The sequence below is a fragment of the Saccharicrinis aurantiacus genome (assembly GCF_947489045.1).
Classification (GTDB): Bacteria; Bacteroidota; Bacteroidia; order Bacteroidales; family Marinilabiliaceae; genus Saccharicrinis; species Saccharicrinis aurantiacus.
The window spans coordinates 1-16,564 of record NZ_CANLCN010000025.1 but is presented as its reverse complement, the minus strand read 5'-3'; the positions used below and the strand labels follow the sequence as shown (position 1 = coordinate 16,564).

The 16,564-nt window shown below is 35.7% G+C and carries 10 protein-coding genes; 5 read left to right on the top strand and 5 right to left on the bottom strand.

The features are described from left to right. Window positions 1–68 precede the first annotated feature (68 nt). Window positions 69–2,519, bottom strand: a complete 2,451-nt coding sequence (locus QMO11_RS19680; RefSeq protein WP_282039491.1) for a CoA-disulfide reductase — start codon at window positions 2,517–2,519, stop codon at window positions 69–71. Window positions 2,520–2,676: 157 nt separating this feature from the next. Between QMO11_RS19680 and QMO11_RS19675 the strand changes: the two genes are divergently transcribed. From QMO11_RS19675 to QMO11_RS19660, 4 genes are all read left to right on the top strand, one after another. Further along, the gene (locus tag QMO11_RS19675) at window positions 2,677–3,393 is read left to right on the top strand and encodes a M48 family metallopeptidase (protein ID WP_282039489.1); all 717 of its coding nucleotides are present in this window, start codon (window positions 2,677–2,679) and stop codon (window positions 3,391–3,393) included. 392 nt (window positions 3,394–3,785) lie between these two features. Then, a complete protein-coding gene (locus QMO11_RS19670) occupies window positions 3,786–8,573 on the top strand; it encodes an Ig-like domain-containing protein (RefSeq protein WP_282039488.1) in 4,788 nt (1,595 codons plus the stop codon). Between the two features lie 107 nt (window positions 8,574–8,680). After that, a complete protein-coding gene (locus tag QMO11_RS19665) occupies window positions 8,681–9,481 on the top strand; it encodes a T9SS type A sorting domain-containing protein (protein ID WP_282039487.1) in 801 nt (266 codons plus the stop codon). Window positions 9,482–9,601: 120 nt separating this feature from the next. Next, window positions 9,602–10,945, top strand: a complete 1,344-nt coding sequence (locus QMO11_RS19660) for a deoxyguanosinetriphosphate triphosphohydrolase (RefSeq protein WP_282039486.1) — start codon at window positions 9,602–9,604, stop codon at window positions 10,943–10,945. Between the two features lie 64 nt (window positions 10,946–11,009). Here the strand turns inward: QMO11_RS19660 and QMO11_RS19655 are convergent, their stop codons facing one another. The 4 genes from QMO11_RS19655 to QMO11_RS19640 form a co-directional block, all read right to left on the bottom strand. Continuing rightward, window positions 11,010–11,318: a hypothetical protein gene (locus tag QMO11_RS19655; protein ID WP_068471977.1), complete on the bottom strand. Its 309-nt coding sequence runs from the start codon at window positions 11,316–11,318 to the stop codon at window positions 11,010–11,012. 28 nt (window positions 11,319–11,346) lie between these two features. After that, window positions 11,347–11,589, bottom strand: coding sequence for a Nif11 family protein (locus QMO11_RS19650; RefSeq protein WP_075602644.1), 243 nt, complete (start codon window positions 11,587–11,589; stop codon window positions 11,347–11,349). Between the two features lie 191 nt (window positions 11,590–11,780). Beyond that, window positions 11,781–13,385 (bottom strand): alkaline phosphatase family protein, encoded by a 1,605-nt coding sequence (locus QMO11_RS19645; protein WP_282039482.1) that lies wholly within the window; start codon window positions 13,383–13,385, stop codon window positions 11,781–11,783. An 89-nt stretch (window positions 13,386–13,474) separates the two neighbouring features. Further along, complete coding sequence (locus QMO11_RS19640; RefSeq protein ID WP_068471971.1) at window positions 13,475–13,849, bottom strand: DUF190 domain-containing protein; 375 nt, start codon at window positions 13,847–13,849, stop codon at window positions 13,475–13,477. A gap of 401 nt (window positions 13,850–14,250) precedes the next feature. Between QMO11_RS19640 and QMO11_RS19635 the strand changes: the two genes are divergently transcribed. Continuing rightward, on the top strand, window positions 14,251–16,407 hold the full coding sequence (locus QMO11_RS19635) for an elongation factor G (RefSeq protein WP_282039479.1): 2,157 nt from the start codon (window positions 14,251–14,253) through the stop codon (window positions 16,405–16,407). Window positions 16,408–16,564 lie beyond the last annotated feature (157 nt).

The window sequence follows — 16,564 nt, the reverse complement described above, 5'->3', positions numbered from 1 at the left end:
GAGGTATCAATAGACAATACAAAAATTATAATGATAGGGTTGAAGTTAACTTTCAGTCCCTATAGACTCTATATAAATAAATTCAAATTAGATTGTTCGGCTTCTTCTAAATAATTAGCCACTCCGCCAATATTAACACCATCAATTAATTCGTCCTTATCAACACCCATAATATCCATACTCATTTGACAAGCGATCATGTTAATGCCACTTTCTCTGGCTTTATCAATCATGGTTTCAAGGGCATCTACATTTTTATCCTTCATACGCAGTTTCATCATACGACGGCCCATACCTGCCATATTCATATTAGATAGGTTTAGTCTGCCTGCATGCCCTGGCATCATTTTACTAAACATACTGCCCATCATATCCTTCTTTACCTTTGGTTTATCAGGATTCTTAATCACATTTAATCCCCAAAAAGTAAAGAACATGGTCACTTTTTTGCCCATACTTGCGGCTCCGTTAGCAATAACAAATGAAGCAAGGGCTCTGTCTAAATCATCGCTAAAAACAACCATTGTTTTATGATCCAATGCAGATGGTGCTGCTCCGTTTGGAGCCACTGCTTTCTTTTGCTTTTTGATAACAGCCGTAATTTCGCCCGATTTATTTTCGCGCTTTACTAATTCATTTCCAGTAACCTTACACCATGATTCAACATCACTATAAAACCCTGGATCGGTAGCGACTACCTCCATTTGGTCGCCATTTTCCATTGTATCAATGGTATCTTTAAGTTTTAAAATTGGACCTGGGCATTGCAAACCACAAGCATCTACTTGTAATAATTTGGTATCTATTTTAATAGGTGCTTCTGTTTCTACTTCCGTAAGTACGGGCTCAAAAAATATTGGATTAGATTGTTCTGCCATGGTTTGTTTATAAACTTTTAATCCTCCTGATAAATTGTATACATCCTCATAACCATGTTGACGAAGGATTCTCGCGGCAACATAACCTCGTAATCCAACCCCACAATAGATCATTATTTTTTTATCCTTCGGAATCTTATTTAAATTATCTCTTATCTCGTCAACATCAATATTCACTGCTCCATCAATGGTATCAATTTCATATTCTGTAGCTGTTCGAACATCTAAAACAAAAGAATCTTTAGCACTACGCTTTTTAAACTGAAATGGGGATAACGGTTTAAATAAACCCTTCATAATATTCTCCGCATTGTACCCAGCTTGATTTACCGGATCTTTTGCTGAACTAAAAGGTGGTGCATAAGCATGCTCAATTTCTTGTAGATCATATATTGTTCCGCCATTTTTAATGATCGTAGCCAATAAATCTAGGCGTTTATCAACTCCCTTATAACCTACTATCTGACCTCCAAGTAATTTTCCATTATCTGGATCGAAACTAATTTTAAGAATCATTTGCATAGAGCCAGGATAGTAACCTGCATGCGAACCTGCATTTACAATAGTACTCTCGTGTTTAATTCCGGCTGCTTTAAGACCTCGATGCGTCATACCAGTAATACCGGCAGTCATATCAAATACTTTAGCAATAGCTGTTCCTATTGAACCCTTATAAGATCTATTATGACCATAAACCATATTATCGGCCAAGATTCGTCCTTGCTTATTAGCAGGCCCAGCTAAAAATGCTAAACTTGGTTTTTTAGTAATTGGATGTGGAAACTCTATGGCATCGCCAAGCGCGTAAATATCTTTATGAGAAGTTTGTAAATATTCATCAACCCAAATTCCACCAGTTTCTCCTATTTTTAATCCAGTTTCTTCTGCAATACTAGCATCAGGCTTAACTCCAATAGAAAGAATAATAAAATCAGCTTTAATTATACGCTCACTAGCTAAGTGAACTTCAACAATGTTTCCAACTTGTTTAAACTCTTTAACAGCGTCCTCTAAAAACAAGGCTACACTTTTCTCTTTAAAATGCTGATGCAGTGGAGCGGCGATTTCACTATCCATCATATTCATAACCTGGCTTGATGCTTCCACAACAGTAACATCAACGCCAACATGATGCAGGTTTTCAGCCATTTCTAAACCAATGAATCCGGCACCTACAACTACAGCTGTTTTGGGTTCTTCATCATCAACAAAAGCTTTTATTTTATCAGTATCCTCTACATTACGTAGCGTAAAAATATTATCTGAATGAATACCTGGTATTGGAGGCTTTACAGCCGAAGCTCCTGGGGAAAGAATTAACTTATCGTAGGTTTCAGTGTACACTTCTCCTGTTTGCATTTTTTTCACTTCAATACTTTTAGCTTCAGTATTAATTGAAGTAAGCATAGAATATGTGCGGATATCAATATTAAACCGGGCATTAAAACTTTCTGGTGTTTGTACCAGTAGTTTATCCCTGTCTTTTATTACACCTCCAATATAATAAGGTAATCCACAATTGGCATAAGAAATATGTGGCCCTTTTTCGAGCATAATTATTTCTGCCTCTTCATCAACTCTTCGCAAACGCGCAGCTGTGGTAGCTCCTCCAGCAACACCTCCTACAATAATGTACTTCATTTATATAATATTTTTCTATTGTCCAAACTATTCATCAACACATCTAAATATGTATTGATGTGCAAATATAGAAATAATTAATTATCTACCTTTCTAGATATAATAATATTTTCAGAACAAATAAGTTTACTTGATTAGTTTTATTTATTTTGCAGCTATGGAGATGGTTAATATAAAGGATGTAGGTCCTGTATTATTTGAGGTAAGCAATAGAGCGAAACGCCTATCGATAAAACTTAAACCTTTTGAGGGGGTGAAGGTAATTGTGCCCAAACACATGCACCCAAAAGAAGCCTTACAATTTGTGCATGATAATGCAGCATGGATTAAGCAAAATATGGTTAAGGTTAAAGAAAAGGAAAGCGATTTGACCATTTTTGATGAGCACACTCAATTTAAAACACGCGACTTCTCTGTACAAATTAAAAAATCGGCCCTGAGCCAAGTAAAATTGCAATTAAAGAATGGGATACTCACAATCTATTACCCACAAAATCAGGATGTAAAATCGCCTATTATTCAAGAAAATATTAGATACGGAATAGAAGAAGCCATGCGTATGTATGCGAAAAACTATCTGCCAAAACGCCTGCATCAGTTGGCTGAAATCCATGGCTTCAGTTATCGGAAAGTATTTATTAAGAATTTAAAATCGCGTTGGGGAAGCTGTTCTAATGTTAATAACATCAATTTAAATTTACATTTAATGCGCTTACCTGATAATTTAATTGATAGCGTAATTTTACATGAGCTTTGCCACACTGTTGAAAAAAACCACGGACCTAGATTTTGGGCTTTATTGGATAAAGTAACCAATGGCAAAGCAAAAGTACTAGATAAAGAAATGAAGCATTATAGAACGGTTATCTATTAAGTATATTAATACTCCGCTATACATAAATGAGTTACATCTCATCATTATATGAAAATTTAGTCGGGGGTATTTAAAATAATGCTACACAATATGACAATGAGAAAAAACAAGTTATACTACTACATATAAGTAATATAAATACAATAGGGTTAGATGAATATAATGTAGCTACTGCGCCAACTATGTTATTGTATAATCGGTTTAATCAAATATATTTCTGACACGTTAAAGTCTAGATTTCGGTAATCTAATATATTAACACGGTTGGTTATCATATCAACCCCTATGGTTACAAGTTATCGAATAAACCCACACTTGAGTCACAACACCCCTTAAAGCCTGAACAATAGATCGATACATTTAGTATGTTAATCTACTAATAAATCGAAATCATGAAAATTAAAAAATTATTACTTAGTGCTGTTATGTCCATAACAATGGCGCATATGATTGCACAGGTGAATGTTGATGTTAATCTAAACATTAAACATTCTGTAAACGGCGTTTCCGATTTTGGTCGGGAACGACACATCACCGTACATTCAACACCTACCGAAATTGACTGGATTGGTGAAGAAGATAAACTAGATTACTTTATTAATGATTTAGATGTGTACTTCGGCAGGGATAATGGTTCCTCAACATGGAAGTTTCAAGCATCTGAAGAAGATGAGAACAACAGAAACCATGTTGATTCTTTATGGTTTAAAGGTTTTGGAAGCTGGCTAAAGGATGAATATGCAAAGAAAACTATAGCGCATCAATATGAAACCAAAGGAGCCATGATTATGGGTACTAACCCACACCCATTATATCCAACTCTATCATGGTATGATAATGGATCCACATGGAGTGGATGGCAAACTAAAAATGTTGAAGCCTCTTCAGAATGGGTAGAACTATATTTAGACTATGCATTCAGAAAGTACATAGGGCAACCAGGAGAGCCACTGCCTACTTATTGGGAAGTTGTAAATGAAATTGACATGGAATTTATGACTGGTAAATTGCTATTTTCAAGCTACGAGCATATTTGGGAATATCACAATTTAGTGAAAAAAGCCTTAGACGAACGCTTGGGTGATAAAGCTCCTAAAGTTGGAGGGATGACTTGGGGACAACACGATTTTGAGAAGGGTGATGGCATAGGCAGACAATCAGTTGAGAAGGTCTTAGGTTGGGGAATAGATCCTGATGCTGTAAATACTTCCCTAGAACCATACTATAAAAACGATTGGTTTCAATGGGATGTATTATTTCAAGGGTTTATGGATGCCTGCCCTAGCATGGACTTCTGGAGTATTCACCTTTATGATTGGCCCAAAGCCTCTAATAGCATTAACCGCGCAGGCCCTAATGTTGAAGCTGCTCTTGATATGATTGAGTGGTACGATAACTACAAGTTAGGTGCTCCTAAAGAACTCATTGTCTCAGAATTTGGTTCTGTATCGGGTTACCTTGATGAAGTAAGTCCTAAACGCAGAGCTTGGGAAAACCTAAAACCTTTTAATTCTATGTTTATGCAGTTTTTAGAACGCCCTTCTCATATTACCTTAACCATGCCTTTTGCTCCTGTAAAAGCAGAGTGGGGTGATGAATATGATGCTGATGGGAATCTAACCAAAAGATACCCATCTACCCTCCTTGATAAAGATGAAAATGGAGATTGGCAATGGACAGATTTTCTATTATGGTATAAGCAGTGGAGTGATGTTGATGGCACAAGAGTAGAGACCAAATCATCAGATAGAGATGTTCAGGTTGATGCATATATCAATGATAACCATGTGTATTTAATTTTAAACAATCTTCATTCTCAGGCCGAAACAATAGATTTAAATCTGTTTGGAGGAGGTACAAATACCATCAAAAGTGTAAATGTAAAAAACCTATACTTCGACGAATCATTAGGTACACATGGAGAAGCTATTTACGATGTTTCTAAATATAAAACCGCACCAGGTTCAATTGTTCTTAATGGAGATGCAACCATTATTTTAGATTATACTTTTGAAAATTCGGTTTCAATTACCGATGAAATGAAGGAAGTAAAATATATGTGTGAACGATTTGGAACAGGAAATACGCCAACGGGTGGAGATGTTTTCAGAAAGGTTGTGGACGGACGAACAGATTTAAGCGCACAAGTTAACAATGTAATTGTTCCTGAAGGAGCAGCTGAAGCAGTTTTAAGAATTGGAGGTAAGTTTTGGGATAGTGGTAAAATACCAGGTTCAATAACCATTAACGGTAATGTATTGCACTCAAACCCTAGTTTTAGCTCAGATTTAGATCTTGATTGGAGAGGTGAAGATAACCCTGGCAGAAACTATTGGTTTGGTGTGTATGAAATAGATGTGCCTAAAGAGTATTTACAAGAAAATAATACAATTACCTGCCAATTTGGTAACAATGTAACCTACACTACTGTAATGTTGCAAGTTTTTGATTTTACAACAGAGCCAATGCGTTCGGTGAACAATGATGGTGTTTCATTAACAGGAATTTCTTTGCCTGCTAATATATCACTTATGCAAAATCAAATTGAATCACTGGCAATTATTTTTACGCCTGAGAATGCTACGAATAAGAAAATCACTTGGGAATCAGATGATACTGATATTGCAACAGTCGATGAACAGGGCGTAGTTACAGCAATAAGCTCAAGCGGATCAACAGTAATAAAAGCAATTAGTAATGATGGTAATAAGGAAGCTACTATTATTGTAGATACTAAACCATATGTTAGTACTCCCATAACTGGGATTACTATTAACGAAGGTAATGCCATAGAGGTCGATTATTATGTAACTACGCCTTTACACGTAAACATCCTTCCAGCTGATGCAACTACTCAAACTGTAAGTTGGAGTTCTTCAGATAATGATATTGTGGAGGTTGATCCTGTAACAGGAAAAGTTTTAGGCAAGGTAATTGGTGAATCTGCAATAGTAACAGCTAGCATTACTGATGAGCATAATGGAGATGCTATTTTTACAGAGTCAATTACTGTAAATGTTGGCATTGTTGGTGAAGAAACAATTTATTCAGATGCATTGCCAAATCAATTGGTTGGTAATAATAATTATACTATCAACGTTCCGGTAAATGTTAATGGAGTGCGTTCACTAAGTATTGAGTTAATTCAGGATGGAACAACTATACTAGCATCTCAAACAGCAAGTATTAATGCTCTTGGAAAAACAGACATTAAAATAAATCTTTCTTTAGCAAGTGTTCCAGCCATAGGAACTAACTATTCGCTAAGAGCGGTTCTAAAAGATGGAGAAAACAGCATTTATGAAACGAATACTAATCTTGAAATCTTAGACATTATTCATGTTGAAAGCATTTTACTCGATGAAGTTTTCAATCAAGTAGAAATTAATGGCGATAGTCCAATACTAAGCTTTGTAATTGCACCATTAGATGCATTTAATAAGAACGTTACATGGACTTCAAGCGCTCCTGCCATTGCTTCTATTGCTACAGATGGAACAGTTACAGCACATACTGAAGGTGAATTTACAATTACAGTAAGCTCTGAAGATGGAAACAAATCGGATGCCGTTACACTTAATGCTGTAAGTTCATTTACACAAGGTCCTGAATCAATAATGATACCGAGTGAAATCAGTGTTTTTCCTAATGCAAACTATACATTTACTGCAGATTATACCCCAAGTACTTTACCCGAATCGTTAAAAGGGCTTACTTGGATATCGAGCAACCCAAATATTGCCACTATTGATGCAAATGGAGAATTAAATGCTAATGCTAATTTAGGCAGCACTACAATTACGGCCAAATCCGTGGAGGACGAAACTGTACTTGCAACATGTATTGTTAATGTTGAGCCTACTTTAATAATTGAAGCAGAAGATTGGGCAGCTATGGGAGGTGCTGTTGGCGACATTGGTAAATATACTTTTACCAATGGGATAGCCATTAACAATGTTCAGAAAGGTGACTATTTAGAGTATGATGTCATTGCTCCCATAGCAGGAGAATACGAAGTAACCTTTGTTGCTGCCACAGCCGTTGCTGATGGTGTAATAGAGTTATTACTTGAAGGTGTAAGCCAAGGTAGCGTAAAGCTTACCTCAAGTACATGGGATAGTTTTGCTGATTACAAGATGACGACAAAAGTAAGCCTTACCGAAGGCATACAAACCATCAGGTTAAATGCGGCGGGTACTTCAGATTGGCAATGGAACCTTGATAAATTTAAACTGGAATATGTAGGTGTTCCTTTTGACAAAATGGTGTTAAACACTTCATTTCTTCATTTAGCCATCGGTAACCAGGAAACACTTGTTCCCACAATTACTGTTAACGGTGCTTCGAGCACTAGTGTAACTTGGAGCAATTCTGTTGAGGGAATAGTGAGTATAAATAATGGTGTAATTACAGGACTAGCTGAAGGAACAACAATTATAACTGCTACTTCTACTGAGAACACAGAGCTAAGCGCATCTTGTAATGTTACCGTTGGTGAACTATCTGACCCAATTGTAATTGAAGCTGAAGATTTTATTGCTGATGGTGGCGACTATGCCGATGGAAAAGATGGAGGAGTCAACTTAAATCCAGGAGTTGGTATAAACCATGTCAATAATGGCGACTGGGCAGAGTATAATTTTAATATTGCAGAATCAGGAACGTATAAAATCACCTATTATATTTCGTGCCCAACACCCGATGGAAATATAACTGCCTATGTTGATGGTGCCTTTATTTGTACTGATAATATTCCGAATAATGGTACAGGAGAATGGGATACCTATATTCCAATTGTAGCATCATCAACTGCTCAATTATCTGTTGGTTTACACACCTTCAAAATTGAAGCATCGGGTAGCGATTGGCAATGGAATTTAGATAAAATTGAATTAGTAAGAATTGGTGATTACATCAGTACGAATTTATCTACTGAGGATAAAAACTTGGTTAAAATATTCCCGAATCCTACTAAGTCAGACTTAAATATCTTCATTGAAAATGCAAACATATTCCAATTACTTGAGATTTTCTCGTACACAGGTCAGCTTATCTTAAACGAGGACATAACAAATAGAAACGGAACTGCACGAATCAATTTAAGTGCTCTTCCAAAAGGAATGTACATTCTTAAACTCTCTGGATCAGAGACTCAACGTATCAGTTTTATTAAAAACTAAGATCCTTTATAGTTCATTTCAGCCTTTATATTCTCCATACAAGAATAAATAAAGCGCTGAGATGAACTTTTTATCAACGATTATTAATCTCAAAAATCAATAATTTTATGAAAACTTCTACATTGTTAATTCTACTAAGCTTCGTAGCACTTACTGTAAATGCTCAAACCTCATTACTTAATCAAGCATGGTCTGCAGAAGGAACTGACGGTTGGACACTTGAAAAAACTTACACTATGGACGATGCTTTGCCATCAGGGTTCACCCTTGCAAGCTCTGAAGATAACGGTGCAACACTACAGTATAAAGCATCAGCTTATGCAACACTTCCTGGGCTTCGTATTGTTCCAACACTTTATAAAAGTGCTTGGTTTGCCTATTCGCTTAGCGGCTTAACAATAGGCAAAACCTACGAACTTAAAATAAATGCAATGGTTCAAAACTCAAATATCAAGATGGCAATGTATGCTTGGGAAACTAATAACACAAATATTCCGAGTGTAACAGTTGAAGATGAAGAAGTTGTAGCTGATCATGGTTCTTGGACTGATTATAACATCATGATAACAGCAACTAGCGAGACCATGACGTTTGGAGCCGGTGTGTACCGAGTTACTGGGAATCCGCAATTGTATATATCTTCAATAAATATATCTGAAACAACAAGTACGAATCTTAACAATACTAGAGATGATGAACTTGTAATATATCCTAACCCTGTGAATGATATCATAAACATCAGTAATGTTAATAGTAATAGCAGTATAAATATCTATAACACTTCTGGGCACTTAATAAAAACTCAGGAGGCTATTTCAACAAAAATGGCTATCGACATCTCTGACCAACCCAATGGGGTTTATATTGTAAAAAATGGAACGCAAGTTCAAAGAGTGGTAAAAAAATAACCGCTCGAATTTATATTATATGCGGAGGGCACAAGTATGTGTCCTCTTTTTTTGTGCTTCTTATGCGTTCTTGTAGCAATAAATCTACTATTTTTACAAAGCACAAAAAGCAACATTTACATGATGAATTGGGATCAATTACTATCGACTAAACGAACAGGTCAAGAAGATAGAGTTTCAGATATAAAACACCAAAGAACACAGTTTCAACGCGATTATGACCGTTTAATATTCTCTTCTCCATTTCGTCGTTTGCAAGATAAAACTCAGGTTTTTCCGTTACCGGGAAGTATTTTTGTGCACAACCGACTAACACATAGTTTAGAGGTAGCCAGTGTCGGACGCTCTTTGGGACACAATATTAGTGAATATTTACTCCATGAGTACGGAGAAAAAAATGAACTTATTAACGAAATTGGCTCTATTGTAGCTACGGCATGTTTGGCTCACGATATGGGAAATCCTCCATTTGGCCATTCTGGTGAAACTGCACTTTCTCATTATTTTAAAAGTGGCGAAGGCAAGAACTTAAAAGCCGAATATGATATTTCTGATGCCCAATGGAATGATTTAACCGATTTTGAAGGAAACTCAAATGCATTCCGCATTTTAACGCATCAATTTAATGGCCGACGAAAAGGAGGTTTTTCTCTTACCTATAGCTCTGTGGCGTCAATAGTTAAGTATCCTTATGCATCAGGCCTCAGTGATAAAAAGAAATATGGATTCTTTCAGTCGGAAAAACAGATGTTTAAAAAGGTAGCGGCAGAGTTAGGCATCATTGAAAAGGAACTTGATGTCTATTGTCGCCATCCTTTGGTTTATTTAGTTGAAGCAGCTGATGATATCTGTTATGGTGTAATGGACGTTGAAGATGCGCATAAGCTTAAAATATTAAGCACCGAAGAAACTAAAAATATCCTCATGGCCTTCCTCAAGGAACCTGAAGATGCTAGTACTTGCCAAAAAATTGAAACTGCTTGTATAGAGGTAAGTGATATTAACGAACAAATTGCCACAATAAGAGCCGCTGTTATTGGCAAACTGGTTAATAGATGTACGCAAATTTTCAAAGAAAATTATGATTTAATAATGAATGGAGAATTTGAGAAAGGCCTAACAGATCATTTAAGCGGTTGTACCAAAGATGCCATGAAGTATTGTGAGAAAATTTCACTTGAGAAAATATATAGGCATCCTTCTGTTGTGGAAATAGAAATATCTGGCTTTAAAATACTTGGCTCATTATTACACGAATTCTCTCAGGCTATCTTAACACCCGAAGACACCTTATCAAAAATGTTATTGGCATTTATTCCTGAGCAATTTACGGTTGCTGAAGGTGCCACAACCTATCAGAAACTACAATCTGTTTTAGATTATATAAGTGGGATGACAGATATTTATGCCCTTGATTTATACCGTAAAATAAATGGTATAGGCCTAGCCGATAAACGATTCTAGAAAATAAAAGAACGTTCCAAATTTTGAATTGCCCTTCATTTGGAACGTTCTTTTTTATATCCCCTTAGTTCAGAAATACTACTTCTAATTCTTCGTTATCCTTATCTTTTTCACGAATATCATATCTACCTGAGTTGATAAAAGTATATCCTTTTTCGTAGGCTGCCTCTAGTAAAAGTGGCTCTATTGAGGTAGCTACATTTGTATCCAAATCTTTATTGAAATAGAAAAATAATTGTTTTGCATCTTCATCGTTAAAGCGCACCAAAACACTATTATTCTCAACAAAAACTAAATCATCGTAGCTATAAGAAACCGGTAAACCCACCGATTCTAAAATCTCCATAACATATCCAAGCGGTCTGTAATTCATAGCATAAAAGTTTATAGTATTACCAATTCTACATTGCAATTAACTTGATTAAGTTAACTGTATTTTCCAATTCATCGTGTTCTTCAGCAAACTGACATTTAAACATCATCATGCTATGCGCCTCCTCAAAGTCTGTTTCAGAAAATGGCAAATCCTTTTTTGTAATAAAGGTATTGAGGCCATCTAATCCATCTACTTTATAAAGTTCGCTTCTAAAAACACTATCTGTTTGAACAGACTGAATAAATTTTTTCGCGTTTTGTATCGACATAAGCATTCGTTTTAAGATCCTACATAATTGTTATAAAAAAGAATTGAATCTACATTTATGTGGTGCACTTACTAGTCCTGAAGCCCCATAAACATTAGATTTCTCATTTATTAGCGATTACATATTATTATAAAACAATATCTATGCCCCTGCATAAACTAAAAAGGAAGATTGGAATATTTATCAGATAGCTAATGAGAAAGTACTTCGTGAAGAGGTTCGCCAATATTACCTTCTGAAATAGGAATTTGCATTAGTGCAGATAATGTAGCAGCTACATCAACCATCTCAACTTTACGATAAATTGCACCATGCTTAATATCACTGCCCCAAAAAATTAACGGTACTTTTATGTTATGATTTATTGATTCTACTTTCTGCCCACTCAGGTCAACTTCTTCGCTCCAGCCAGATAGTAAGGATATCATTATATCACCTGATCTATTGTAAGCATAAGAATCTTGCATCTCTTTAAACAAACCGTGGGTGTAGGTATTTGTCCTTAATAAACTTCCTGAGATCGTTTTATCTATACCAGCAACATCCAATAAAAATTCAGACGCTTCATCGCGCAGATCTGACGACTTTAAACCTTCTTTCTTAATCAAATCATGATTTAAATAAAACTGCCTATCATGATACCCCAATACCCACTTTCCTTGACCATGTAAAGCCATAAGATATAAATTTAATAAAGCCGATATCTTTTTACCGTTAAAAGAACCACCTTCCATTCCCTGGGCTTTCATCTGCTCAGGCATGTAACGCTGGCTAGGCGTTGACGTTAGCATAATTAGGGTATGCTCTGTACCTATTTGTGATTCAATCACTTTTAAAAGCGATGCAATTTCTTGATCCAAACGCAGTAACATATCTTCTTGCTCAGCACATAATAAGGAATTCTTAGAACCTTTTAACACCTTGGGTTTACAAGTAAAGTTGATGCTCACAAAATCTGTATATTCATCTTTACCATAAGCTTCATTTAATAGCATGGCTACAGAAAAGTCTCTTAATACAGTATTCATTTCAGGTGAGCCTGAGAAACGATCAAATGGTGTATTCCCTTCTTGTTTGAGCTGATATAAGAAGTGTCTTATTTCAGTTTTATGATCTCCTAAATACTCATGGTAGGATCTAATATCGGTTGATGGACCCCACAAGTTATTTATATTTTTAGCAGGAAAACCATGTGAGTTGTATTTATTGGCCCAATCGGGCAATGTATCTTTACCTTGAGTAATCATCTCTCCTGTTGTTCTATCAAACCAAAACATATTAGAGTATTTATGTCCTGTATTAAAAACAACATCAGCAGGGTTAATACCTATAGAGGCAATCTTTGATTGATTTCGGGTAAACAGTTCCAACTCATCACAAATAGTAGCTAGTTTATTCTTACTGGATGAAAAATCACCAGAATCGGGATGGGCAATATTATCGGTTCCTGTAAATTGAAAAGCTGATTCAGAATCCTTTCCATAACGATTATACCACTTATCGCTAATTATACCATGGCCGGAAGGGTAAGCTCCGGTGAGTAAAGTGCTTCGTTTAGATCCATGAAACGAAGAAAATGTACCATATTGTGCATTAGTATATAGGGTTCCTTCATCTAATAAACGATTAAAACCGTTTTTACCAAACTTATGTTTTAAGGCTAAAAAATGATCCGTTTGTAACTCATCAATATTAATAAATAACACCAATTTTGGAGCTACTTTTACTGAAGTGGTTTGAGCGAATATATTGACTCCGACTAAAAGAAATAGTAAAACAAGCTTGTTACGCATCATATGAAAAAAATGTTTACGCAAATATAAGCTTAACACTCAAATCAACAACAAGAAATAAGTCCGATAAAATATTTGCGTAAGCTTAGATGCTAGATATGATTTGCAGAAGTTTTTGCATCCTCTTGTTTCCTGAAACATACTACATTTACGGATTCGATATAAACGATACCTGAAGCATTGGCCTTATCTAATAAGCTAGATACAACCTTTGAAAAATCTTCTATACGCTCTTCTCTATCAACAATTTCAATAGTAATTGGAGGTTCAGTTTTAAAATTTATGCCTCTATTTCCATTTTTGGGGCCATCAGCACCAAATCCCAAAAATCCTTTTGTTGCAGTTACGCCTGCCATAGTATACTTTTTAGCAGCAAATATTATGGCTTCATATAAATTTCTCTGATAAATTACTTCTGACTCAGAGATTATAATTTTCAACTTCTTCTCATTTCCTTCTAACACCATACCCTAGTCTTTTAGTTGCATTAAAAATTCATTTCTAGGTTAATCTCTCATTAGGTAAATTACAACTAATAATTATCACATTCAATACCCTATTATATCTGAAAATTTGAATAAGTTGGTTGCCTAATTTATAATGTTTACAAACAAGCAAAATGTTGTAAATCAAAACACTGATCACTTGATAATTTCTTAAATTTTGTTAAATTTGAAACACTCCTTAATCTTAGTCATATCCAATTCATTTATAAACTAGGCTTAGGAGTATAAAATCCCTTATTTATTAACTTATGGTTCTCTCACTTCAACAAATACTCCTGCCGCAACACTGCTATTAAAAGCCTTCCTTTGGCTATGCGTCATCGACTTATTTGTAATTGAGAAAGCCTATTAAATTTAGTTTTATGAAGGTATATCAAGCAAATGAGATCAAGAACATAGCCCTTCTCGGAAGTTCAGGCTCGGGTAAAACCACCCTCGCCGAAGCTATGTTATTTGAGGGTGGTGTTATCAACCGTAGAGGTGATATCGGAAGTAAAACCACAGTATCAGATTACCATCCTGTTGAACACGAATACGGTTACTCAGTATTCTCATCAGTGATGTTTACAGAATGGTTAGGGAAGAAGATTAATTTTATAGATACCCCTGGCTCTGATGATTTCATAACAGGAGCCATTACTTCTCTTAATGTTACAGATACTGCATTAATGGTTTTAGACGCTTCCCATGGCGTTGAAGTAGGAACACAAAACCTTTTCAGATATACTGAAGAATACAAAAAACCAGTAATATTTATAGTAAATAAATTAGATCACGAAAAGGCAAATTTTGAACAAACAATTGATCAAGCTAAAGATAGTTTCGGAGGTAAGGTAGTGATAGTACAATACCCTATTACAGTTGGTAATGGCTTTGATGCTTTGATTGATGTACTTAAAATGAAAATGTATCAGTGGGGACCTGATGGTGGCGAACCTCAAATACTTGACATACCTGACAGTGAAAAAGATAAAGCCAACGAATTACATAATACTTTAGTTGAGGCTGCCGCTGAGAATGATGAAGATTTGATGGAACTATTCTTTGATAAAGGAACTCTAGATGAAAATCAAATGAGAAGCGGCATTCATAAAGGGCTATTGGCATTGGATTTATATCCCGTTTTTTGTGTTTCAGCAGAAAAAGATATGGGTGTTAGACGCATGATGGAGTTTTTAGGAAACATCGTTCCCTATGTATCTGAAATGCCAAAACCCATAACTAAGGACTTAGTAGAGGTAAACCCAGATCCTAATGGACCAGCTTCTGTTTTTGTGTTTAAAACGAGTATAGAACCACACTTAGGTGAAGTTTCTTTCTTCAAAGTAATTTCAGGTACTGTAAAGGAAGGTTCTGACCTTATAAACATGACGAAAGATGCAAAAGAGCGTTTGTCGCAATTATTCTGCGTTGCTGGTCATAATAGACATAAAATTACAGAACTTGTGGCAGGAGATATAGGGGCTACTGTAAAGCTAAAAGAAACAAAAACGAACGATACGCTCAACGAAAAAGGTTGCAAATTCGCTTTTGAGGCAATTCACTATCCAGATTATAAATACAGAACAGCAATATTTCCTATAAACGATAGTGACGATGAGAAACTGGGAGAAGTTCTTCACCGTATGCACGAAGAAGATCCTACAATTATAGTTGAATATTCAAAAGAATTGAAACAGATTTTAGTATTTGGTCAAGGTGAATTCCATTTAAATACACTAAAGTGGAGAATTGAGCACAACGACAAAATAAACATTGGTTTTGAGCGTCCAAAAATTCCTTATCGCGAAACCATCACAAAAGCAGAACAAGCAGATTACCGTCATAAAAAACAATCTGGTGGTTCAGGACAATTTGGTGAGGTACACATGGTAATTGAGCCCTATACTGAGGGAATGCCAGAACCAACAACCTATAAGTTTAATGGGCATGAGTTTAAAATGCCAATTCGAGGTAAAGAGGAAGTTGAGCTTCCTTGGGGTGGTAAATTAGTTTTCTATAACTGTATTGTTGGTGGCGCTATAGATGCCCGTTTCTTACCAGCGATAATGAAAGGCATCATGGAAAAAATGGAAGAAGGACCGTTAACCGGCTCATATGCACGTGACATTAGAGTTTGCGTATATGATGGTAAAATGCATGCAGTAGATTCAAATGAAATTTCGTTTAAACTAGCAGGCAGAAATGCCTTCAGTGCAGCATTTAAAACCGCAGGTCCAAAAATACTTGAACCGATATACGAAGTAGTGGTTAAAGTACCTTCAGATAGAATGGGAGATGTTATGAGCGACCTACAAGGTAGGCGAGCCATAATAGAAGGTATGAGTAGTGAAAAAGGCTTTGAAGTAATTACCGCTAAAGTTCCATTAAAGGAAATGGATAAGTACTCAACCTCGCTAAGTTCTATTTCAGGTGGAAGAGCTCATTTTACACTTAAATTTGCTAAATATGACATTATCCCTCATGATGTACAGCAAGAGCTCTTAAAAAGCTATGAAAAGGAGCTAGAAGAAGCATAAATCTAAATCTGTGTAAGATCAAATAACAATAAGTATAATTTGGGCCTTAGGATGATATTATCTTAGGGCCTTTTTTTAATCAAAAAAAGCCTCACAGAGTATCTGCAAGGCTTTACCATTATTGATGTATTATCTGTACCGAGAGGCGGGCTTGAAC

Coding starts and splice junctions, on each gene's coding strand:
- QMO11_RS19645 (WP_282039482.1), bottom strand. CDS start 13,385: ATGATGCGTAACAAGCTTGTTTTACTATTTCTTTTAGTCGGAGTCAAT.
- QMO11_RS19680 (WP_282039491.1), bottom strand. CDS start 2,519: ATGAAGTACATTATTGTAGGAGGTGTTGCTGGAGGAGCTACCACAGCT.
- QMO11_RS19665 (WP_282039487.1), top strand. CDS start 8,681: ATGAAAACTTCTACATTGTTAATTCTACTAAGCTTCGTAGCACTTACT.
- QMO11_RS19640 (WP_068471971.1), bottom strand. CDS start 13,849: ATGGTGTTAGAAGGAAATGAGAAGAAGTTGAAAATTATAATCTCTGAG.
- QMO11_RS19635 (WP_282039479.1), top strand. CDS start 14,251: ATGAAGGTATATCAAGCAAATGAGATCAAGAACATAGCCCTTCTCGGA.
- QMO11_RS19650 (WP_075602644.1), bottom strand. CDS start 11,589: ATGTCGATACAAAACGCGAAAAAATTTATTCAGTCTGTTCAAACAGAT.
- QMO11_RS19660 (WP_282039486.1), top strand. CDS start 9,602: ATGATGAATTGGGATCAATTACTATCGACTAAACGAACAGGTCAAGAA.
- QMO11_RS19655 (WP_068471977.1), bottom strand. CDS start 11,318: ATGAATTACAGACCGCTTGGATATGTTATGGAGATTTTAGAATCGGTG.
- QMO11_RS19675 (WP_282039489.1), top strand. CDS start 2,677: ATGGAGATGGTTAATATAAAGGATGTAGGTCCTGTATTATTTGAGGTA.
- QMO11_RS19670 (WP_282039488.1), top strand. CDS start 3,786: ATGAAAATTAAAAAATTATTACTTAGTGCTGTTATGTCCATAACAATG.